14 protein-coding genes and 2 pseudogenes are annotated in these 22,289 nt (G+C 72.1%); 9 read left to right on the top strand and 7 right to left on the bottom strand.

Going from position 1 to position 22,289, the window contains the following annotated elements; all coding sequences use genetic code 11:
- Positions 1-38: 38 nt before the first annotated feature.
- Complete coding sequence (locus tag ACF07S_RS24070; RefSeq protein WP_391975056.1) at positions 39-2,690, bottom strand: cellulose binding domain-containing protein; 2,652 nt, start codon at positions 2,688-2,690, stop codon at positions 39-41.
- Between the two features lie 159 nt (positions 2,691-2,849).
- Complete coding sequence (locus ACF07S_RS24075; protein WP_391975057.1) at positions 2,850-5,765, bottom strand: glycoside hydrolase family 48 protein; 2,916 nt, start codon at positions 5,763-5,765, stop codon at positions 2,850-2,852.
- Between the two features lie 495 nt (positions 5,766-6,260).
- Between ACF07S_RS24075 and ACF07S_RS24080 the strand changes: the two genes are divergently transcribed.
- Together ACF07S_RS24080 and ACF07S_RS24085 are read left to right on the top strand one after the other, a co-directional pair.
- Positions 6,261-7,982 (top strand): glycoside hydrolase family 6 protein, encoded by a 1,722-nt coding sequence (locus ACF07S_RS24080; protein ID WP_391975058.1) that lies wholly within the window; start codon positions 6,261-6,263, stop codon positions 7,980-7,982.
- Positions 7,983-8,147: 165 nt separating this feature from the next.
- Positions 8,148-9,014, top strand: a complete 867-nt coding sequence (locus tag ACF07S_RS24085) for a class I SAM-dependent methyltransferase (protein ID WP_391975059.1) — start codon at positions 8,148-8,150, stop codon at positions 9,012-9,014.
- 123 nt (positions 9,015-9,137) lie between these two features.
- Here ACF07S_RS24085 and ACF07S_RS24090 read toward each other — a convergent pair whose 3' ends face one another.
- Positions 9,138-9,923, bottom strand: a complete 786-nt coding sequence (locus ACF07S_RS24090) for an aldo/keto reductase (protein WP_391965796.1) — start codon at positions 9,921-9,923, stop codon at positions 9,138-9,140.
- A 456-nt stretch (positions 9,924-10,379) separates the two neighbouring features.
- On the bottom strand, positions 10,380-11,267 hold the full coding sequence (locus tag ACF07S_RS24095; protein ID WP_391965691.1) for a LysR family transcriptional regulator: 888 nt from the start codon (positions 11,265-11,267) through the stop codon (positions 10,380-10,382).
- Positions 11,268-11,452: 185 nt separating this feature from the next.
- On the opposite strand from ACF07S_RS24095, the gene ACF07S_RS24100 reads away from it, so the two are divergent.
- Positions 11,453-12,463: a bile acid:sodium symporter family protein gene (locus ACF07S_RS24100; protein ID WP_391975129.1), complete on the top strand. Its 1,011-nt coding sequence runs from the start codon at positions 11,453-11,455 to the stop codon at positions 12,461-12,463.
- Here the strand turns inward: ACF07S_RS24100 and ACF07S_RS24105 are convergent.
- The 3 genes and pseudogenes from ACF07S_RS24105 to ACF07S_RS24115 form a co-directional block, all read right to left on the bottom strand.
- Positions 12,399-13,634, bottom strand: coding sequence for a DUF4185 domain-containing protein (locus ACF07S_RS24105; protein ID WP_391975060.1), 1,236 nt, complete (start codon positions 13,632-13,634; stop codon positions 12,399-12,401). The two genes, ACF07S_RS24100 and ACF07S_RS24105, sit on opposite strands and share 65 nt — an antisense overlap.
- A 134-nt stretch (positions 13,635-13,768) precedes the next feature.
- The gene (gene fdhD, locus ACF07S_RS24110) at positions 13,769-14,620 is read right to left on the bottom strand and encodes a formate dehydrogenase accessory sulfurtransferase FdhD (RefSeq protein ID WP_391965693.1); all 852 of its coding nucleotides are present in this window, start codon (positions 14,618-14,620) and stop codon (positions 13,769-13,771) included.
- A gap of 20 nt (positions 14,621-14,640) precedes the next feature.
- Positions 14,641-14,802 (bottom strand): annotated as a pseudogene (locus tag ACF07S_RS24115) (Fe-S-binding domain-containing protein); the annotation flags it as partial.
- A gap of 175 nt (positions 14,803-14,977) precedes the next feature.
- Here ACF07S_RS24115 and ACF07S_RS24120 point away from each other — a divergent pair.
- The 6 genes and pseudogenes from ACF07S_RS24120 to ACF07S_RS24145 all read left to right on the top strand — a co-directional run bounded on the left by ACF07S_RS24120 (position 14,978) and on the right by ACF07S_RS24145 (position 22,274).
- On the top strand, positions 14,978-16,318 hold the full coding sequence (locus ACF07S_RS24120; protein WP_391965694.1) for an OFA family MFS transporter: 1,341 nt from the start codon (positions 14,978-14,980) through the stop codon (positions 16,316-16,318).
- Between the two features lie 254 nt (positions 16,319-16,572).
- Complete coding sequence (locus tag ACF07S_RS24125; RefSeq protein WP_391965695.1) at positions 16,573-17,520, top strand: beta-ketoacyl-ACP synthase III; 948 nt, start codon at positions 16,573-16,575, stop codon at positions 17,518-17,520.
- A gap of 121 nt (positions 17,521-17,641) precedes the next feature.
- Positions 17,642-18,082: pseudogene (locus ACF07S_RS24130) on the top strand (GntR family transcriptional regulator); the annotation flags it as partial.
- 219 nt (positions 18,083-18,301) lie between these two features.
- A complete protein-coding gene (locus tag ACF07S_RS24135) occupies positions 18,302-19,483 on the top strand; it encodes an ROK family protein (RefSeq protein ID WP_391965696.1) in 1,182 nt (393 codons plus the stop codon).
- A 257-nt stretch (positions 19,484-19,740) separates the two neighbouring features.
- Positions 19,741-21,258: a sugar ABC transporter ATP-binding protein gene (locus ACF07S_RS24140; RefSeq protein WP_391965697.1), complete on the top strand. Its 1,518-nt coding sequence runs from the start codon at positions 19,741-19,743 to the stop codon at positions 21,256-21,258.
- Positions 21,255-22,274 (top strand): ABC transporter permease, encoded by a 1,020-nt coding sequence (locus ACF07S_RS24145; protein WP_391965698.1) that lies wholly within the window; start codon positions 21,255-21,257, stop codon positions 22,272-22,274. Before ACF07S_RS24140 ends, ACF07S_RS24145 begins: the two co-directional genes overlap by 4 nt.
- Positions 22,275-22,289 lie beyond the last annotated feature (15 nt).

Raw genomic sequence — 22,289 nt, forward strand, 5'->3', positions numbered from 1 at the left:
CCCGTACCGGGTACGGGCGGGCCGGAGTGCACTGGGGGTCAACTTACCGTGCAGGCCTTCTCGCCCAGCCGGAAGGCGGTGGGCCTGGTGTTGGCCGCCGACCTGCTTGCCGTGAAGCCGAAGGCCGCCGATGACCCTGCTGCCACGGTGCCGTTCCAGCCGGTGTTGCGGACCGTCACCGCGGGACCCGACTGGCCGTGGGACGCGTTCCAGATCTGGGAGATCTTCTGGCCGTCCGCGAAGGACCAGTTCAGGGACCAGCCGTTCCAGGCGCTCGTACCGGTGTTGGTGACCCGCACATCGGCCTGGAAACCGTCGGGCCACTGGTGGGTGATCCTGTAGGTCACCGCGCAGGCGCCCGAGGGCTCGGGGTCCGGGCCCGTGCCGCCGCCGGTGTCCGAGGTGTCGCCGTAGACGACGCCGCGCCCGTTGGTCGCCACGTAGACGCGGCCGTAGACCCGCGGGTCGCCGGTGATCGCGGCGCCGGTCCAGCCCCACTGGTGGGCGTCGTCGTTGACGCGGGTCCAGCTTGTGCCCCGGTCGGTGGAGCGGAAGATGCCGCGCACGCCGTCGATCTTCGCGCTGGTGAAGAGCGTCTGGTACGAGGCTCCGGGTGCCGCCTTGCCGAAGCCGATGGTGTCGGCCTCGGCGACGCCGGACAGCTTGGTGAAACTCGCCCCGGAGTCGGCGGAGTGCCACAGTCCGTACGCCCCGTCGCTCGCGCCGCCCGCCAGCCACACGTCGCCCTTCGCACCCGGGAGTGCCTTGAAGCGCACGCTGTCGCCGCCGGGCAGACCGGTGGCGGACGAGGCCGTGAACGTCGCGCCGCCGTCCGTACTGACGTAGAACCTCCCGGACTTGAAGCCGTAGAAGGTCTTCGGGTCCACCCGGTCGGACTCGACGACCGCCCCCGCCGGGATGCCGCTGGACGCCGACCAGGACGTGCCGAACCCGGTCGCGTGGTGCACTCCCGCCCCCTGCGGGCTCCACACGAAGCGGCTGCCGTCGGCCGCCGCCGCGACCGTCCCGCCGCCGCTCACGCCCGCAGGGTCCGTTCCCGCGAACCAGTTGGCGCCGTTGTCGGTCGAGAACGCGATGTGCGGACCGGAGTCCAGGTTGCCCGCCCGCACCACCGTGCCCGGGTTCGACTCGGCGAAGTCCAGGCTCGTCGTCGAGGTGAAGTTCGGCTGGGTGAACATCATCGCCGGCACCTTCGTCAGGTCCGTGTGCCGGAAGCCGCCGACGTCACCGAGCGCGCTGATCAGCGGGGCGCCCGACGGGGGAGAGACGAGGTCGTTGACGGCCGTCTCCTCCAGGCCCCGCACCATCGGCTCGATGGTGAACGTGCTCCCGGCGTCCCAGTTGCCGAGGTTCTCCGTGCCGTAGACCGTCGCGCCCGTGCCGTACATCATCCGGTCCGGGTCGAACGGGTCGATCTCCAGAGCCTCCGTCATCCAGCCCAGCTTCGGTGTCTGTTCGGGCGGGGACGGGGTCGCCCCCCAGGTCAGCCAGGGGGAGGACGACACGTCCATGGTGTAGCGGTTCTCGCGGTCGGGGTAGGAGGTGTAGCGCCACGCCTGCGTCCAGGTGCCGCCGCCGTCCGTCGAGCGGAAGATCTGCGTGTCCGGCCACCAGGAGCTGTACGCCGTCGCCATCACCGTGCCCGGGTTCTGCCGGTCCACCGTCAGTCCGCTGAAGCCGTAGTGGGTGTCGGCCTCCGCCACCGGGCTGATGTCCGTCCAGGTGCCGGTGGCCGTCGCGTACCGGTACAGACGTCCCTTGCCGCCGTCGTACGGGCCGCCCGTGTCGCTGTACGCGAGGTACAGATGGCCGCTCTCCGCGTCCAGGACGCCCTTGTGGGCCAGGTACCCCGTCGGCTGTCCGGCGATCCGCTGCCAGGTGGCGCCCGCGTCCGTCGACCGGTAGACCGCGTTCTCCTTGTCGGCGACCCCGACGTAGACCGTCCTCGTCGCGCTGCCGGAGGTGCCGGTCGACTCGTCGAAGGTGACCCAGACGACGCCCTGGTTGTCGGAGGCGTACCCGGAGGTGTCACCCGGGTCCTGGGCGTAGTTGCCGGGGTTGGGGAAGGAGGTGACCTCGGACCAGCTCGCCCCCGAGTCGGTCGACCGCCACAGCCCGTTGCCGCTGGGCGCGCCCAGGTACAGCACGCTGTTGCGGTTCGGGTCGACGGCCAGGCGTTCGCCCATGCCCCGGCCCGGCATGTTCCCGCCCAGCTTGAAGGGGAGCGCGGCCTTCCGCCAGGTCGCGCCCCGGTCACCGGAGCGCAGCACCGCGCCGTTCCCCGGGTCCCAGTCGTTGGTGTACGTGCCGACCGCCGCGTACACCCGGTCGGGGTCGGCGGAGTCGGAGGCGAGGCTCACCACGCCGGTGTGCCCCCAGTCGTCCCAGCCCACCGAGTCCAGCAGCGGCGTCCAGGACTTCGTCGCCTCCTGCCAGCGGTAGGCGCCGCCGATGTCGGTGCGGGCGTAGGCGAGGTTCCTCTCGGTGCGGTTGAAGACGATGCCGGGGACGAATCCGCCGCCGTCGACGCGCGCGTTCTTCCAGGTGTAGCTGTCGGCGGCGAGGGCCCCGGCCGGCTCCGGGGCGTCGGCGGCCAGGGCGGGCGGGCCGCCCGTGAGCAGGCCGGCGGCCAACGCCAGCACGGCCGTGAGGATGCGGGTTCTTCGCACGGTGCGTTCCTTCCTCATGGGGGGAGGGGGAGAGGGAAGCGTGCGAGGGCCGGGCGGCCTCCCGTGCGCCGGATCCTGTCGTCGGACCCTGGGAGGCCGCCCGGCCGGGGTGGCCCCGGCGTCAGGTGCCGGGGCCGGTCCGCGGAGCGTCGGCGGGGGCTATTCGAGAAGCTCCGCGTACGAGCCCATGGCCAGGGCGATGTCGGCCTGGGCCCAGAACCGGTGGTACGTGAACGTCGGCGCGGCGCCGCCCTCCAGGTAGCTCTCGATCTTCGACCAGGCCGGGTCGTCCTGGTAGAAGGACCGGATCGACTCGAAGGTCGACGACGAGTTGATCGCGTCGCCGTTCGGCATGGTGCCGCTCCAGCCGCTCGGCACGTGCACCGGGTCGTCGAAGCGGTTGTAGTCGGCGCGGGTCTCCGGGACGGCGATGCCGAGCGCGTCCTGGTTGTTCTCCCACATGCCGTCGAGCAGCGCCTTCGCCGTGGCCGCCGCCTCGGTGTCACCGGAGCGGTCGGCGTAGTACGTCAGCGTCTTGGCGTAGGCCGCGGCCACACCGACGTCGTTGGTGTAGTCGGAGACACTGACGTGCAGACCGCTGTTGGCGCCGGGCGACGACGCGTTCCAGGTGTCGGGCCTGCCCGACCACTGCAGCGTCGACGGGATCCGGAAGGAGCCGTCGGGGTTGACCGTGGTCTCCGACAGCGCCCAGTCCACCCACTTGTCGAGGACCGACTTGGCGAGCGCGTTGCCGGTCTGCTGGTACAGCTCGGCGACCCGCTCCATCGACCACGCCTGGAAGCCGAACCACTGGTTGGACGGCGGGTCGTGGTAGACCGGCTTCTCGTCGTAGTGCATGCCGTAGAAGGTCGGCGTGCCGGCCGGCGGGGTCGTGTACCGGCCCGCCCAGCTGTTGGTCGCGCCGCCCGCGATGCCGCCCTCGTCGGACTGCAGCCAGCGGTAGAACTCCAGCTGCCGCTGCATCGACTTGGCCCAGTCGCCCGCGCCCGTCGCCGACTTCGGCTTCAGCGGCGCGTAGTTGCCCAGCGCGTACGCGGCGAGGGGGTTCTGGTAGCCGCCGTGCGCGTGGCTGGAGCCGATGCGCCAGGCCCAGCCCGCCGAGGTGTCGGTGGCTCCGCCCCAGGCGTAGTACCAGGACAGCAGGTAGTGCGAGGCGTCCTTGCCGGTGCCGGCCGGGCAGGACGGACTGGTGCAGTTGCCGACCTTCTTGAAGTACTTGTCGTACATGGCGTAGCGCAGGTAGTCGCCCATCTTCGCGGCCTTGGCGACGGTCGCGGAGACGTCGGAGCCCTTGCCCTGGTCCTTCGCCCACAGGTCCGCCCAGTACGCGGCCTGCACGGCGCGCGCGTCGGCGTCCGGTGCGTTGGTGAACTTCCACTGCCTGGTGTACGACGCGTCCTTGGTGAACAGGTCCAGATAGCCGTTCCTGCCGCCGTACTTGAAGGCGTCGCAGGTGGGCTGCGGGACGGTCTCCCACACCGACTCCTGCGGGCCGCGCTGGAAGGTGTTGATGTACGACGGCCCGGTGTCCGCCGGACCCGCCTCGCACTTGCCGGGCGAGTTGCCGTAGCCGTACACGTTGTCGACGTCCTGGATCCAGTGCATGCCGTAGACGTCGTCCGTGCCGTAGGCGGACCTCAGCTCGCCCGCGATCGGGTCGGGGCCGACCGACACACCCGTGTCGAGCGGGGACGGGTACTCGTTCGGGGTGTCGTACTCGGGCGCGTACGTCGCCGGCTTCGAGGCGTTGTAGAAGGAGTTGGTCGGCTGGTCGGCGTGGGTCGGGATCATGTACTTCTCCATGATCTCCCAGGCCCCGTTGAACTTCGACCAGTCACCGGTCACCTTGCCGTACATCGCCTGGAGCCACAGCAGGTAGCTGTACGCCTCCGAGGTGGTCTCGTGGCCGTGGTCCGGCGCCTCGACGATCAGCGTCTCGACCGAGTGGTACGGGATGCCCTCGGGGGAGAAGTAGCCGTTCGCCGGGTCGGTGATCTTCCCGTACAGCTCCAGGAAGCGGGCGTCGTACGCCTTCGTCGCGCCCAGCTGCGTCACCGTGACCGCCGTCTTGGCGTGGCCCGGTGCCGAGGACTCGAAGACGGCCGATCCGGAGCCGGAGGCGTCGGCGGCGACCGTCACCTTCTGCGCGGTGTTCCAGTTCGACGGCGTGAAGGTGAGCGAGGCGCCGGCGGAGACCGACAGCCCCGGGTTGCCGCTCGCTCGAGCCGTCGTGACGGTCACGTTCGCGCTCGGCTGCTTGGACAGCTTCACCTCGTACGTGCCCGACGTGCCCTGCCGGACGCCCAGTTGGGACGGTGTGGCCACCACGGCGGGACCCGAGGCGACGGTGATGCCGACCGGGGTGGAGCTCGCCGAGGCACCCATGCTGTCGTGTGCCTTCGCCACCAGGGAATGACTGCCCACGGTCAAGCCGGCGACGGAGAGCGTGAAGGGCGCGCTGGTGTCCGTGCCCAGCAGTTCGGTGTCGTCGTAGAACTCCACCTTGGTGACCGCGGCGTCGTCGGCCGCCGCCGCGGTGGCCGCGAGCGGGACCGTCTCGCCCTGCGTGTAGACGGCGCCGGCCGCGGGGCTGGTCAGCACGGTGATCGGCGGCTGGTGGGCTCCGGTGCAGGTGGTGCCGTTGATCGCGAACGACGTGGGAGCGGTGTTGCCGCCGCTGTAGGAGAACTGGGCGCCGGTCGTGACGGCGCCGCCGGCGGCGATCCGGGCGTTGTGCCCGGCGTTCTTCACGCTCACGGTCCGCCCGGACTGCGACCAGCTGCCGTTCCAGCCGTTCACGAGCTTCTGGTTGCCCGCGTAGCCGTACGTGAGGGTCCAGCCGTCGACCGCCTCCGTGCCGCGGTTGGTGAGCGTCAGATCCGCGGTGAAGCCGGAGCCCCAGTCGTTGGTGCGGTAGTCGACACTGCACTGAACGGCCGCCGCCTGAGCGGGAGTCGAACCGGTCGAGAGCATCGTCAGCGGGAGCGCGAGAGCCGCGGCCGCGGCGGTCCATAACCGCCGGACGCCTCCGCGTCTCCTGGGTGGGGGATGCATGGTGCTGGTTCCTCCTGCGACTCGGTCGTGTCAAGGCTTGAACCAGTGGGAGCGCTCCCATAGTGGAGATGGGGTGGTGAGTGGTCAAGCCTTGTGGAGAATCGAAAAGATTCGACACCTCGGACTCACGGGAATGTCGGTAACACCCCTGTTCTTCGCCGTCACTTGGCGCTAGCTTCATGAGCACCAGTGGGAGCGGTTCCATCAGTCGACGCGTCCGTCACGACGCGTCCGGTCTGCACGGAGCCGCTCATGCGCCACCCCCCGCGTTCAGTACTTTCAGCCATCCCCGTGCACCTGTGGAGCAGCTGACGCGGGGCTGCTCACTCCCGTGGGATTCCCGTGCCGTCGCCGCCGCCCGGAACCACCCGGCCGGCATCCGTGGCCCGTCCCCGACCGGGCCCCGACGGCATTCCCACCCGTAAGGCACCAGGCCGCGCGATCGCCCGCGCGTGCCCCAGAAGGACAGCCCCCTACGGAATAGGAACCCGCACCATGAGTCGCACCAGAACCGCGCTCCTCGCCGCCATGGCGCTGGTCGCCGGCGCCACCGGGACGGCGATCGCCGCCGTACCCGGCGACGCCGGCGCGGCCGCCGTCCCCTGCACCGTGGACTACAAGGTGCAGAACCAGTGGGACACCGGCTTCACCGCGTCCGTGACGGTCACCAACAACAGCGCCGCCAAGTCCTCGTGGGCACTGAAGTGGTCCTACGCCGGCAACCAGCGCGTCACCAGCGGCTGGAACGCCAAGGTCACCCAGTCCGGCGCCGCCGTCACCGCCGCCAACGAGTCCTACAACGGCACGCTTTCCACCGGGGGTTCGGCCACCTTCGGCCTGCAGGGCAGCTACAGCGGCAGCAACGCCGTTCCCGCCGCGTTCACCCTCGACGGCGTGACCTGCAACGTCGACTCCGGCGGACCGACCGACCCGCCGGACCCGACCGACCCGCCGCCCGCGGGCAACCGGGTCGACAACCCCTACAGCGGCGCCAAGGTGTACGTGAACCCCGAGTGGTCCGCCAAGGCCGCCGCGGAGCCGGGCGGCAGCCGCATCGCCAACCAGCCCACCGGTGTCTGGCTGGACCGCACCGCCGCCATCAACGGCGTCAACGGCGGCATGGGTCTGCGCGACCACCTCGACGAGGCGCTGAGGCAGAAGGGCTCCGGCGAACTCGTCGTCCAGCTCGTCATCTACAACCTGCCCGGCCGCGACTGCGCCGCCCTCGCCTCCAACGGCGAACTCGGCCCGACGGAGATCGACAAGTACAAGACGCAGTACATCGACCCGATCAAGGCCATCCTCGCCGACTCGAAGTACGCCGCGCTGCGGATCGTCACCACGGTCGAGATCGACTCGCTGCCCAACCTGGTCACCAACGTCTCGCCGCGGCCCACCGCCACGCCCAACTGCGACGTGATGAAGGCCAACGGCAACTACGTCAAGGGCGTCGGCTACGCCCTGAACAAGCTCGGCGACGTGCCCAACGTCTACAACTACGTGGACGCGGGCCACCACGGCTGGCTGGGCTGGGACGACAACTTCGGGGCCTCCGCGGAGATGTTCAAGCAGGCCGCGACCGCCGAGGGCGCGACCGTGGCCGACGTGCACGGCTTCATCGCCAACACCGCCAACTACAGCGCGCTGAAGGAGGACCACTTCTCCGTCGGCCAGACCGTGGCCGGCAAGTCGGTGCGCGAGTCCAAGTGGGTCAGCTGGAACCGTTACGTCGACGAGCTGTCGTACGCCCAGGCCCTGCGCGAGAAGCTGGTCTCGCTCGGCTTCGACTCGAAGATCGGCATGCTGATCGACACCTCCCGCAACGGCTGGGGCGGGGCGAACCGGCCCACCGGACCCGGCGCCACGACCAGCGTGGACACCTACGTCGACGGCGGACGCTACGACCGCCGGTTCAACACGGGCAACTGGTGCAACCAGAAGGGCGCGGGTCTCGGGGAGCGGCCGAAGGCCTCACCGGAGCCCGGGATCGACGCCTACGTGTGGATGAAGCCCCCGGGCGAGTCCGACGGGGCGAGCAAGGCCATCGACAACGACGAGGGCAAGGGCTTCGACCGGATGTGCGACCCGACGTACACGGGCAACCCGCGGAACGACAACAACATGTCGGGCGCCCTGGCGGACGCCCCGATCTCCGGACACTGGTTCTCCGCCCAGTTCCAGGAGCTGATGAGGAACGCCTACCCGCCGCTGCCGTGACGGGCTGACCACCGGTTCCGCCGGGTCCGGGCCCGCCAGGCCCGGACCCGGCGGACCACGCGTGCCTCCCCTTCCGGAACGCTTTTGCGGGAGCGGCAACAGCGCTTGCTCCCTCCCGGTGCGCCGCCGCACGCTGAGGGCATCCGAGCGGAGAGGCCGACCACCATGGCGCACCACCACCACGACCACACCGACATCGGCTGGGCCGAGATGGCCCCCCTGCTCGAAGCGCAGGCGGAACTGTTCGCCCCGCTGTACGAGCGGGCCCTGGCCTGGCTGGCCGAGGAGGTGACCGAGCCGGGACTGGTCGTGGACGCGGGCAGCGGACCCGGCGTCATCTCCTGCCTGTTCGCCGAGGCCTTCCCCGGCGCCCGGGTCGTGGCCGTCGACGGATCGGAACCGCTGCTGGAGCGGGCCAGGGCCCGGGCCGGCCGGCAGGGCATCGCCGACCGCTTCGGCACCCTCGCCGGTGAGCTGCCCGAGGTGCTCGCCGAACTGGACTACCCGGCCGACCTGCTGTGGGCCAGCCGCAGCGTGCACCACCTCGGCGACCAGCGCGCCGCGCTCGCCGCCTACGCCGCGCGGCTCGCACCCGGCGGCACCCTGGCCGTGATGGAGGGCGGGCTGCCCGCCCGGTTCCTTCCCCGGGACATCGGCATCGGCCGGCCCGGACTCCAGGCGCGCGTCGACGCCGTGGAGGACGAGTGGTTCACGCGGATGCGCGAGGAACTGCCGGGCTCCGTGGCGCACACCGAGGACTGGCCGGCCCTGCTGACCTCGGCGGGCCTGCACCACACCCGCACACGCACCTTCCTCCTCGACCTTCCCGCCCCGGCCGCCGACCGGGCCCGCGCCTATGCCGTCGCCTCCCTCACCCGCACCCGCGAGGTCCTCGCCGAAGGGCTGGACGCCGAGGACCGTGCCACCCTCGACCGCCTCCTCGACCCCGCCGACCCGGCGAGCGTGCACCACCGCCCGGACGTCTTCGTGCTGGCCGCCCACACGGTCCACACGGCCGTGCGGCCCGTGTGACGGCCCCACCCGTGGAGCCGCCCCCGGCCGGTGCGCCACGCCGGGGGCCCGGCGGACCGTCCGTACGCGAACGCGCGACGGCCTCCCCGCTCCGGGGAGGCCGTCGCGCGTGGAGGAACCGGATCAGTCGACGTCCGCCGGGTGCCCGCCCAGCCGGCGGTCCTCGTTCAGTGCGCTGATCGCGGCGAGGTCCTCGTCGTCCAGGCTGAACCCGAACACGTCGATGTTCTCCGCGATCCGGGACGGCGTCACCGACTTCGGGATGACGACGTTGCCGAGCTGGAGGTGCCAGCGCAGCACGATCTGGGCCGGGGTGCGGTCGTGCTTGCGCGCGATCGCCACGACCGCCGGCACCTCCAGCAGGCCCTTGCCCTGGCCCAGCGGCGACCAGGCCTCGGTGGCGATGCCGTGCTCGGCGTGGTACTGCCGGGCGTCGTGCTGCTGGAGATGCGGGTGCAGCTCGATCTGGTTGACCGCCGGGACGACCGACGTCTCGCCGATCAGCCGCTCCAGGTGCTCGGGCAGGAAGTTCGACACACCGATGGCCCGGATCCGGCCGTCGGCGTGCAGCTTCTCGAACGCCTTGTAGGTGTCGACGTACAGATCCCGCTTCGGCGTCGGCCAGTGGATGAGGTACAGGTCCACGTACTCCAGGCCGAGCTTCGACAGGGAGGTGTCGAAGGCCCGCAGGGTGGAGTCGTACCCCTGGTCGCTGTTCCAGAGCTTGGTGGTGACGAAGAGGTCCTCGCGGGCGACGCCGGACCTCGCGACGGCCCTGCCGGTGCCTTCCTCGTTGCCGTAGATCGCCGCGGTGTCGATGCTGCGGTACCCGGCCTCCAGCGCCGTCGTGACCGCCGTCTCGGCCTCGTCGTCCGGCACCTGCCAGACACCGAAGCCCAGCTGGGGCATCTCGACGCCGTTGTTCAGGATGATCGGGGGGACCTTGCTCACGAGCTCTCGATCCTTCGGTTGTGGTCAGGTGGTACCCCCATCGTCAACGATCACGAGCCGCGCCGCATTCCTGACCGCGGAATTCACGCGTGGCGGAGCGCCGGGACCTCCCGCTCGTACGCCTTCTCGATCGCCTTGCGCTTCGGCTTGAGCGACGGCGTGAGCAGTCCGTGCTCCTCGGTGAACGGCTGCGCCAGGATCCGGAACGTGCGCGTCGGCGCCGGCCGGCGCAGGACAATGCGCGCACTCGGGGAAGGGCCGGACAGAAACCTGACCGTCGGGTAAGTACCGGTGCCGCGATCTCCACGGAATCCGTACGACCGCCTCACCGCCCCCCGGAGCGGCGCGGCGGCCCCCCTCCCTCCGGCGTGCGCGCGGGCGGAGGCGTCACCGCCGGTCCGCGGCCGGACCGGCTCACCGGCCCCGCCGTCCGCCGCGGTGCAGCCGGTCGCCGCCCGCGAGGATCGCCGCCGCCAGGGCGTCGGCCGCACCCTGCGCGGAGGGGCGGCGCCGGCCGTGCGCCACCACGAAGTCCACCCCGCCCGGCTCCGGCAGTCCCGCCCGCTCCGGCATCCGTACCAGTCCTGGTGGGATCAGCCCGCGCGAGTGCACCATCACCCCGAGTCCGGCACGGGCCGCCGCGAGCAGTCCGTTCAGGCTGCCGCTGGTGCAGGCGATGCGCCACTCCCGGCCCTCCCGCTCCAGGGCCCGCAGGGCGAGCGCCCGGGTGATGCCCGGGGGCGGATAGGCGATCAGCGGCACCGGGCGGTTCGGGTCCAGCCGCAGCCCCGGCGTGCCGATCCACACCAGTTCGTCGTGCCAGACCAGCCGGTGCGGATCGACGCGCGGGTCCTCCGGCCGCCGCTTGGCCAGCACCAGGTCCAGCCTGCCCGCGGCCAGCCGCTCGTGCAGGGTGCCCGACAGCTCCACCGTCAGCTCCAGGTCGACCTCCGGGTGCTCGTGCCGGAACCGCTCGAGGATCTCCGGGAGCCGCGTGAGCACGAAGTCCTCCGACGCGCCGAACCGCAGCCGTCCGCGCAGCCGGGTGCCGGTGAAGAACCGCGTCGCCTGCTCGTGCACGTCGAGGATGCGCCGGGCGAAGCCGAGCATCGCCTCGCCGTCCTCGGTGAGCTCCACCGAGTGGGTGTCCCGGGTGAACAGCTGCCGTCCGGTGGCCTCCTCCAGCCGCCGCACGTGCTGGCTCACGGTCGACTGGCGCAGCCCCAGCCGCCCCGCCGCCCGCGTGAAGCTCAGCGTCTGCGCCACCGCCAGGAACGTCCGCAGCTGCGTGGGGTCGTACATGCCGGAAGGCTAGCGCGGTGATCGCGGATCATGATGACAGTGAGAGCGGCATACCGGATTCCCGATCACGTTCCGGGGGAGCAGGATGGAGAGGGGACCCTCGCCCCCGGGTACCCGAGCACACCGAGCACACCGAGCACTGGAGCCAGTGGAGCACCGTGAAACGCCTGCGCCTGCCGAGCCGGATGCCGGTCGACCCGTACATCCTGCTCCTGCTCGGGACGGTGGGCCTCGCCGCGCTGCTTCCGGCGCGCGGGACCGGCGCCGACATCGCCTCCGGTTCCTCCACGGCCGCCGTCGCCCTGCTCTTCTTCCTCTACGGCGCCCGGCTTTCCACCCGTGAGGCGCTGGACGGGCTGAAGCACTGGCGGCTCCACGTCACCGTGCTGACCTGCACCTTCGTCGTCTTCCCGGTGCTGGGCCTGGCCGCCGGCGGACTCGTCCCGGTGGTCCTGACCGACCCGCTCCACCAGGGCCTGCTCTTCCTCACCCTCGTCCCCTCCACCCTCCAGTCGTCGATCGCGTTCACCTCGATCGCCCGCGGCAACGTGCCCGCCGCGATCTGCGCCGGCTCCTTCTCCTCGCTGGTCGGCATCGTCCTCACCCCGCTGCTCGCGGCGACGCTGCTCGGCGGCGGGGGCGGGTTCTCCGCCGACTCGGTGGTGAGGATCGTGCTCCAGCTGCTGGCACCGTTCGTCGCCGGGCAGCTGCTGCGCCGCTGGATCGGCTCCTTCGTCGCCCGGCACCGCAAGGTGCTGGGGCTGGTCGACCGGGGTTCGATCCTGCTCGTCGTCTACACCGCGTTCAGCGCGGGCGTGGTGCAGGGCGTCTGGCACCGGGTGAGCCCGGCCCGGCTCGGCGGACTGCTCGCCGTGGAGGCCGTCCTGCTCGCCGTCATGCTCCTGCTGACCTGGTACGGCGCGAAGGCCCTGCGGTTCGGCCGGGCGGACCGGATCGCGATCCAGTTCGCCGGCTCGAAGAAGTCGCTGGCCGCCGGCCTGCCCATGGCGAGCGTGCTGTTCGGGGCCGAGGCCTCGCTGGCCGTGCTGCCGCTGATGCTGTTCCACCAGATGCAGCTGATGGTGTGCGCGGTGATCGCCAAGCGCCGGTCGCGCGACCCGGTCGCGGAGGTCAGGGCGGCGGACCGAGCCGGACGGTCACGAACCGGGGCCGGTACAGGGACACGTTCCGGCTGAGCATCACGGCCGCCCCGGCCGTCTCCAGCCAGTTCACGTCGTAGCTGAGCACCAGCCGCCCGTCGCCGCCCAGCTCCGGATGGGTCTGCGGGTTGTAGGCGGCGGTCCCGCGCCGGGGCAGCGCGGGGGTGAACTCCGCGGCCGGCCCGTGCCACGGCCCGGTCGGGGAGCAGGCCCAGTACGCCGCCACCGTGGTCAGCCCCCGGGCCCCGGCGGCCATCGTGAACAGCACATACGTCCCGTCGTCCCGCACCACGGAGAACGCGCTGCCCACCCCGGTGCGCCGCCCGTCGCCGAGCACGGGGCGCGGACGGGCGCGGGTCTGCCAGGCCGAGCCGTTCCAGTGCTCCCAGGCCGCCGGGTCGCCGAGCCCGCCCTCGGGGACGCGGGCCACGTACGCGTGCGAGGCCGGGCGGGAGGCGGGGCGGCCGTCGTCGCCGCCGAAGACGTACGTCCAGCCGTCCTCCTCGACCAGGGTGGTCCCGAACAGCACCCGCCGGGACGGATCGGCGACCTGCCGCTGGTCGTGCACCGTCACGACCGACTCCACGCGCAGTCCGGGCAGGGAGAGCGTGGCGACCTCGGTGGCGGTGGGCACGCCGTAGATCCACGGGGGCTGCCCGGCCGTACGCACCCACAGCAGCACCCGCACGACCCGCTCGGAGGAGCCGGGGGAGCGGGGCTCGACGCGCGCGGCGACCGGCCAGCGCCACCGGTCGGGGGCCGGGTCGGGGAAGAGCGGGGCGGGGAGCGTGCCCGCCAGGCGTCCGTCGCGCATGAGCACGGCCGAGTTGCGCACCAGCGGGGCGGTGGTGTCCCGCCAGGCGGTGGCCTCGCCGGCCGGGTTGGGCGGGCGGTGCACCCGGCCCAGATAGGTGTCCGAGAACAGCCACAGCAGCCGGCCGTCCGGCAGCCGCACGGAGTGGGTGCCGTCGCCGCCGGTCCAGTCGTCGGTACGGGCGGCGTCGTCGCCGTAGCGGGCGAACTCGGAGGTGAGGGCGGAGTCGGCGGTGAAGGAGGCGACCGTGCGCGGCCGGCAGCCGGCGCCGTCCGGTCGCCGGTCGCCGTCCTCGGGCAGGCCGGTGACCAGCACCGCCCCGAGGACCAGGGCCAGCGCCAGGGCGAGCCCGGTCCCCGTCCGCCGTCGTGCTCGTACCGCGTCGTCGGGCACGCTCCGGGACGTTAGCGGCTGTCGTGCTCCCGGTCCATGGCGCCTCCCGTCCCCCGGTGCCGGGGCGGGGCCCCGCGGCGCAGGGGGCGCTCCCCGCCGGCAGGGGCCCCGCCGCCGTGCGGCGAGGGGACCGGTCAGCCCCGGGCGGCCGCGGCCCGCAGGACGATGCGGTCCTCACCCGCGTACACGTTCATGGAACCGCCCCGCAGGAAGCCCACCAGGGTCAGTCCCGTCTCCGCCGCCAGGTCCACGGCCAGCGAGGACGGTGCCGAGACGGCCGCCAGCATCGGGATCCCGGCCATGACCGCCTTCTGCGCCAGTTCGAACGAGGCCCGGCCCGAGACCAGCAGGATCGTCCGCGACAGCGGCAGGTTCCCGCCCTGCAGGGCACGGCCGACCAGCTTGTCGACCGCGTTGTGCCGGCCCACGTCCTCCCGCACGTCGAGCAGCTCGCCGTCCTCGTCGAACAGCGCCGCCGCGTGCAGACCGCCCGTGCGGTCGAAGACCCGCTGGGCCGCGCGCAGCCGGTCCGGCAGGCCCGCCAGCAGCTCCGGGGCCACGCGCAGCGGGGGAGTGTCGGCGATGGGGTGCCGGGCCGTCGTGCGGACCGCGTCCAGGCTCGCCTTGCCGCACAGGCCGCAGGAGGAGGTGGTGTAGACGTTGCGTTCGAGCGTGATGTCCGGGACGGCCAGGCCGGGGGCGGTCTTCACGTCCACCACGTTGTAGGTGTTCGCTCCTCCCTCACCGGTCGCCCCGGCGCAGTAGACGATGTTCCGGAGGTCGGACGCGGCGGCCAGCACTCCCTCGCTCACCAGGAACCCGGCCGCCAGCGCGAAGTCGTCGCCCGGCGTGCGCATGGTGATCGCCAGCGGCTTGCCGTCCAGCCGGATCTCCAGGGGTTCCTCGGCGACGAGTGTGTCGGGGCGGCTGGAGACCGCCCCGTCCCGGATGCGGAGCACCTTGCGTCGTTCCGTGACTCGTCCCATGTGTCCTTCAGCCCCGATCGGTCCCGGTTCTGTACGTGCTGGTGGCCGAAGCGGCCCTTGACGCACAGGTTGCCGTGGGTCACCGGGTCGTCGTGCGGCGAGGTGACCTTCACGATCTCATTGTCCTGCACATGGAGGGCGAGGTCGCGGCCCACGCCGCAGCAGGCGCGCACCGTCGTCGTGAGGGAACTCCGTCGGGTCGGGGGATGCCGAGGAACCGCGGGAACCGCCGGCTTCCTGTCGGCGAAATACTGTCCGCAGTATGGAGACGGCCCCGGCAGGGCTTTGTGCAGCACCAGTGGTTGTCTGATCAACCGTCTTCTCAAGGGCCCCCTCGCTCCCTACGGTTGGGGACTCATGAGTCCCCCCGTCGCGCCCCCGGGCTGGAGCCGCTGGCTCGTCCCGCCCGCCGCGCTCTCCGTCCACCTCTCCATCGGCCAGGCATACGCGTGGAGCGTGTTCAAACCGCCGCTGGAGTCCGCGCTCGGTCTCAGCGGCACCCAGAGCGCCCTGCCCTTCCAGCTCGGCATCGTCATGCTGGGTCTGTCGGCCGCGTTCGGCGGCACCCTCGTGGAACGCCGGGGACCGCGCTGGGCGATGACCGTCGCCCTGGTCTGCTTCTCCTCCGGCTTCCTGCTCTCCGCGCTGGGCGCGGCCACCGAGCAGTACTGGCTGATCGTCCTCGGCTACGGCTTCGTCGGCGGCATCGGTCTCGGCATCGGCTACATCTCACCCGTCTCGACGCTGATCAAGTGGTTCCCGGACCGGCCCGGCATGGCCACCGGCATCGCCATCATGGGCTTCGGCGGCGGCGCGCTGATCGCCTCGCCCTGGTCGGCGCAGATGCTCGAGTCCTTCGGCGCCGACGGCTCCGGCATCGCGCTCGCCTTCCTCGTGCACGGGCTGACGTACGCCGTGTTCATGCTGCTCGGCGTGGTGCTGGTGCGGGTGCCGCGCACCGCGCGCCCGGTGGCCGGCGGGCCGTCCGCGGTCACCGGGCCGCAGGTCTCGGCCCGCTCCGCCGTGCGCACCCCGCAGTTCTGGCTGCTGTGGATCGTGCTGTGCATGAACGTCACCGCGGGCATCGGCATCCTGGAGAAGGCCGCCCCGATGATCACCGACTTCTTCGCGGACACCTCCGCGCCGGTGTCGGCCACGGCCGCCGCCGGGTTCGTCGCCCTGCTGTCGGCGGCGAACATGGCGGGCCGCATCGGCTGGTCGACCACCTCCGACCTCATCGGCCGGAAGAACGTCTACCGGGTCTATCTCGGCGCCGGCGCGCTGATGTACGCGCTCATCGCCCTGCTGGGCGACTCCTCCAAGCCGCTGTTCGTGCTGTGCGCGCTGGTGGTCCTCTCCTTCTACGGCGGCGGCTTCGCCACGGTCCCGGCGTATCTGAAGGACCTCTTCGGCACCTACCAGGTGGGCGCGATCCACGGCAGGCTGCTCACCGCCTGGTCCACGGCCGGTGTGCTCGGACCGCTGATCGTGAACTGGGTCGCCGACCGGCAGGAGGAGGCGGGACGGCACGGCCCGTCCCTGTACGGGCTGTCGCTGATCATCATGATCGGGCTGCTCGTCGTCGGCTTCGTCGCCAACGAACTCGTCCGGCCCGTCCACCCCCGCCACCACCTCCCCAGCCCCCAGACGCCGCAGGAGGCCGCCGATGACCGGCGACAGCAGCCAGAGTCCGCCTAGCCCCGGCCGCCGCGGGCTGATCGCCTTCGCCTGGCTGTGGGTGGGGGTGCCGCTCGCCTACGGACTGTACGAGCTCGTACGCAAGGCGGCACAGCTGTTCACCGGGTGACGGACCGCCCCCCGGGTGGCTCCCCGGGGTCTGACGGAAGCCGACAAGCCCGGCGACCGTTTCCTGTCGCTTCACCTGCCCTCGTACCGGTGAGTCACTGATCAGACTGGTGCATCCCGCCACCGACCCACGAGGGGGACCACCCATGATCGGCTCGCGCATCGCCGCCGTCGGCCACTACCAGCCCGCCCGGATCCTCACCAACGAGGACCTGGCGGGCATGGTCGACACCAGCGACGCGTGGATCACCAGCCGGGTGGGCATCCGTACCCGTCACATCGCGGGTCCCGACGAACCCGTCGACGAGCTGGCCGCGCACGCCGCCGCCAAGGCGCTGGCGGCGGCCGGCCGGACCCCCGCCGACATCGACCTGGTCCTGGTCGCCACCTCCACCGCGATCGACCGCTCGCCCAACATGGCCGCCCGGGTCGCGGCCCGCCTCGGCATGCCCGGGCCCGCCGTCATGGACATCAACGTGGTGTGCGCCGGCTTCACCCACGCCCTCGCCACCGCCGACCACGCCGTACGGGCCGGCGGCGCGAGCCGGGTGCTGGTCGTCGGCGCCGACAAGATGTCCGACGTGGCCGACTGGACCGACCGCGCCACCTGCGTCCTCGTCGGCGACGGGGCGGGGGCCGTCGTCGTCGAGGCCTGCGCGCCGGGCGAGGAGCCGGGGATCGGTCCGGTGCTGTGGGGCTCGGTGCCCGGGATGGGGCACGCGGTGCGGATCGAGGGGACGCCGCCGCGGTTCGCGCAGGAGGGGCAGAGCGTCTACCGCTGGGCCGCCACCCAGCTGCCGGTCATCGCCCGGCAGGCCTGCGAGAAGGCGGCACTGGCCCCGGAGGACCTCGCCGCGGTGGTGCTCCACCAGGCCAACCTGCGCATCATCGAACCCCTCGCGCGCAGGCTCGGCGCCGTCAACGCCGTCGTCGCCCGCGACGTCACCGAGTCCGGCAACACCTCCGCCGCGAGCATTCCGCTGGCCCTGTCCAAACTCGTCGAGCAGGGCGCGGTGTCCACCGGCGATCCCGTGCTGCTGTTCGGCTTCGGCGGGAACCTGTCCTACGCCGGACAGGTCGTGCGCTGCCCCTGAGCCGTTCCGCGCCGCCCCGGACGGGGGTGACGCGGCCGGCTCCCCGGCCCCCTGGCACTGGCGCGCCGTAGGCTGCGGACGAAAGACAATCGCTGCCGGCGTGGCGGTGACACCGGCGTGCGCGGCGGTGCGCGGGACCACCGAGGAGCAGGCCGACCAGCTCCTCACCGTCCGCACGCTGCTGGAGGCCGAGGCCGCCCGGCTCGCCGCGGGCAACGCCGACGGCGCCGGCATCCAGGCGCTGGAGGAGATCCTGGCGGAGGGCCTGCGGGCCGTCGGCACCGACGACGTGGACGCGGCCGTCGCCCTGAACGCCCGTTTCCACGCCAAGACCATGGAGTTGGCCGGCAACGCCGTGCTGGCCGAACTCGCCGCCCAGGTCGACCGGCGCGTGCGCTGGTACTGCACGCCGGTCGCGCGGCAGCGCGGCGCGCAGTCCTGGGCCGAGCACCGCGAGATGATCGCCGCCGTCTCGGCCCGCGACGAGCAGCCGGCCGCCCGGCTCATGCGTGAACACACCGAGCACACCCGGCGTTCGTACCACGCGCGCGCCACGTCCTGACCCCTTCCGCCGGCGTCTCTTCCTCCCGCTTCGAGGCGATTGGCGGCACCCGCACGGACTTCTTTGTCCTGTGAGTGGAAAAAGTAGGGGTCAATTCCTGCGCGACTTCTTCCCAGCTCCGGCAGGCGCTGCTACTTTCCCATCCGAAAGCACGCCACACACGTGGCCGGAATCCGGCGCGCACAGGCCGATCGAGGCGGGGAGGGGTTCGTGAGACGTATGACAGCACGACCCGCCAACGCCCACCAGGCCCGACTGCTCAGGCTGTTGCGCGACGGTGGCCCCAACTCCCGTGCCCAGCTGGGCGACCAGGTCGACCTCTCCCGGTCGAAGCTGGCCGTGGAGGTGGACCGGCTGCTGGAGACGGACCTCGTCGTGGCCGACGGGCTCGCCGCCTCGCGCGGCGGCCGGCGCTCCCACAACATCCGGCTCAACCCGCATCTCCGCTTCCTCGGCGTCGACATCGGCGCGACCTCGGTCGACGTCGCCGTCACCAACGCCGAACTGGAGATCCTGGGGCACATCAACCAGCCCATGGACGTACGCGAGGGACCCGTCGTGGTCTTCGAGCACGTGCTGTCCATGGCGGCGAAGCTCCGGGCCTCGGGGCTCGCGGAGGGGTTCGACGGCGCCGGCATCGGCGTCCCCGGCCCGGTCCGCTTCCCCGAGGGCGTCCCGGTTGCTCCGCCGATCATGCCGGGCTGGGACGGCTTCCCCGTGCGGGAGGCGCTCAGCCAGGACCTCGGCTGTCCGGTGATGGTCGACAACGACGTGAACCTCATGGCCATGGGGGAGCAGCACGCCGGTGTCGCCCGGACCGTCGCCGACTTCCTCTGCGTCAAGATCGGCACCGGCATCGGCTGCGGCATCGTCGTCGGCGGTGAGGTCTACCGCGGTACGACGGGCAGCGCGGGCGACATCGGGCACATCCAGGCCGTGCCCGACGGCCGCCCGTGCGCCTGCGGCAACCGGGGCTGCCTGGAGGCACACTTCTCCGGGGCGGCCCTGGCGCGGGACGCGACGGAGGCCGCCGAACAGCGGCTCTCCGCCGAACTCGCGAGCCGGCTGGAGTCCAACGGCACGCTCAGCGCCGTCGACGTCGCCGCCGCGGCGGCGGCCGGTGACGCCACCGCCCTCGACCTGATCCGCGAGGGCGGCAACCGCACCGGCCAGGTCATCGCCGGCCTGGTCAGTTTCTTCAACCCCGGCCTGGTGGTGATCGGCGGCGGGGTGACCGGTCTCGGCCACACCCTGCTCGCCGCGATCCGCACCCAGGTCTACCGGCAGTCGCTGCCCCTGGCCACCGGCAACCTGCCCATCGTGCTGGGCGAGCTGGGCCCCACCGCCGGAGTCATCGGCGCGGCCCGGCTCATCAGCGACCACCTGTTCTCACCCGCGTAAGCGGCTCCACCGATTCCCACGGCGTCCGCGCCACACCGTCCCCGCACCGCACCCGCGTGACCGCACCCGAGCCACACCAGCCGCTCCACCGCACGGAACAGCTCACCGGCACCACCGCCCGCACCCGTCACCGCACCCGTCTCGCACCGCACCTGTCCCGCATCCGCCACCGCCCTACCCAGCCCTGCCCGAAAACGCCTGCCCCGTAAGGGGATCGCCCTGACACCGGCCCGCATGCCCGCCGAGGGGAAATCCGCATGGCACCTGAACCACCGCTGCTCAGCATGTCCGGCATCACCAAGTCCTTCCCCGGAGTCCGGGCCCTGGACGGCGTCGACCTCGACGTCCAGGCCGGCGAGGTGCACTGCCTGCTCGGCCAGAACGGCGCCGGGAAGTCCACCCTGATCAAGGTGCTGGCCGGCGCCCACCAGCCCGACACGGGCACCATCCGCTGGCGTTCGCAGGAGGTGACGCTCCGCTCCCCGATCGCGGCCATGCGCCTCGGCATCGCCACCATCTACCAGGAACTCGACCTGGTGGAACACCTGTCGGTCGCCGAGAACGTGCACCTCGGACACGAACCCACGGCCGCCGGCTTCGTCGTACGGGGCAAGGCCGCCCGGGAGTCGACGGCCCGGCTGCTCAAGCGGCTCGGGCACCCGGAGATCGACCCGGCCCGGCTGGTCGGGGACCTGTCGGCGGCCCATCAGCAGATCGTGTCGATGGCGCGGGCGCTCTCCCACGACGTACGGCTCATCGTGATGGACGAACCGTCCGCCGCCCTCGACCCGGACGAGGTCGACAACCTCTTCCGCATCGTGGGCGACCTCACCGCCGACGGGGTCGCCGTCGTCTACATCTCGCACCGCCTGGAGGAGATCCGGCGCATCGGCGACCGGGTGACCGTACTGAAGGACGGCCGGGCCGTGGCCCGCGGGCTGCCCGCCGAGTCGACGCCCACCAGCGAGGTGGTCGCGCTGATGACGGGACGCAACGTCGAGTACGTCTTCCCGCCCCGGCCGGCCGCCGCCCCGCGCGGCGAACCGGTGCTGACCGTCGAAGGGCTGTCCCGCGCGGGCGAGTTCGCCCCGCTCGACCTCCAGGTGCGCGCCGGGGAGATCGTGGGTCTCGCCGGACTCGTCGGCTCCGGGCGCTCCGAGATCCTGGAGACCGTCTACGGCGCCCGCAAGCCGGACACCGGCCGGGTCCTCGTCGACGGGCGTCCCCTGAAACCGGGCAGTGTGCGGGCGGCCGTGCGCGCCGGACTCGGGCTCGCCCCCGAGGAGCGCAAGGCCCAGGCCCTGCTGATGCTGGAGTCGGTGACCCGCAACGTGTCGGTCTCCTCCATGTCCCGCTTCGCGAGGGCCGGATGGATCGACCGCGGCGCGGAACTGGGCGCCGCCCGCGCGGCCACCCGGGAACTCTCCCTGCGGCCCGACAACCCGGACGTGCCCGTGCGCACCCTGTCCGGCGGCAACCAGCAGAAGGCCGTGCTCGCCCGCTGGCTGCTGCGCGGCTGCCGGGTGCTGCTGCTCGACGAACCCACCCGCGGCGTCGACGTCGGCGCCCGCGCCGAACTCTACGCGGTCGTCCGCCGGCTGGCGGACGAAGGCCTCGCCGTCCTGCTGGTCTCCAGCGAGGTGCCCGAGGTGCTCGGCCTCGCCGACCGCGTCCTGGTCCTGCGCGAGGGCACCGTCGTCCACACGGCGCCCGCCCGCGAACTCGACGAACACCGTGTACTCGACCTGGTCATGGAAGGAAGCCCGGCGTCATGACGCAGCCCGTCTCCCCGCCGCGGGACAGCACCGGCAAGGTGCCGTCGGCCGCCGAACCGCCCGCCTGGCGCGCCGTGCTGTTCCGCGCCGACGTCCGCACGCTGTCCCTGCTCGGCGTGCTCGCCGTACTGATCCTCATCGGCGGTCTCACCAAACCGGACGAGTTCCTGGACACCCGCAACCTCCAGCTCGTCCTCACCCAGGCATCCGTCATCGGTGTCGTCACCGTCGGCATGACCTTCGTCATCATCTCCGGCGGCATCGACCTCTCGGTCGGCGCCATCGTCGCCCTCGCCTCCGTGTGGGCCACCACCGTCGCCACCCAGGAGTACGGCTTCGGCGGCATCCTCTTCACCGCCGTCCTCGTCGGCCTGGGGTGCGGCCTGGTCAACGGGGTGCTCATCGCGTACGGCGGGATGGTCCCGTTCATCGCCACCCTCGCCATGCTCGCCTCCGCCCGCGGTCTCGCCCTGCAGATCACCGACGGCCGCACCCAGATCGTCACCATCGACGGCGTCCTCGACCTCGGGGAACGCGACTCCTACATCCTCGGCATCCCGCCGCTGGTCCTGGTGTTCGCCGCGGTCACCGTCATCGGCTGGCTGGTGCTCAACCGGACCACCTTCGGCCGCCGCACCGTCGCCGTCGGCGGCAACGCCGAGGCCGCCCGGCTCGCCGGCATCGATGTCCGCCGCCAGCGGCTCTACCTGTACCTGCTGTCCGGGCTGTGCTGCGGCATCGCCGCCTTCCTGCTGATCGTCCTGGCCGGATCCGGCCAGAACACCAACGGCAACCTCTACGAACTCGACGCCATCGCCGCCGCGATCATCGGCGGCACCCTGCTCACCGGGGGCCGCGGCACCATCGTCGGCTCCGTCCTCGGCGTCCTGATCTTCACCACGATCACCAACATCTTCGCCCTGAACAACCTGCAGAGCGACGTCCAGCAGATCGCCAAGGGCGCGATCATCGTCGCCGCCGTGCTGGTCCAGCGCCGTACCGCGAACACGACCTGAGGAAAGGGTTCACCG

Origin of the sequence: Streptomyces sp. NPDC016640 (assembly GCF_043076215.1) — a bacterium.
Lineage (GTDB): Bacteria > Actinomycetota > Actinomycetes > Streptomycetales > Streptomycetaceae > Streptomyces.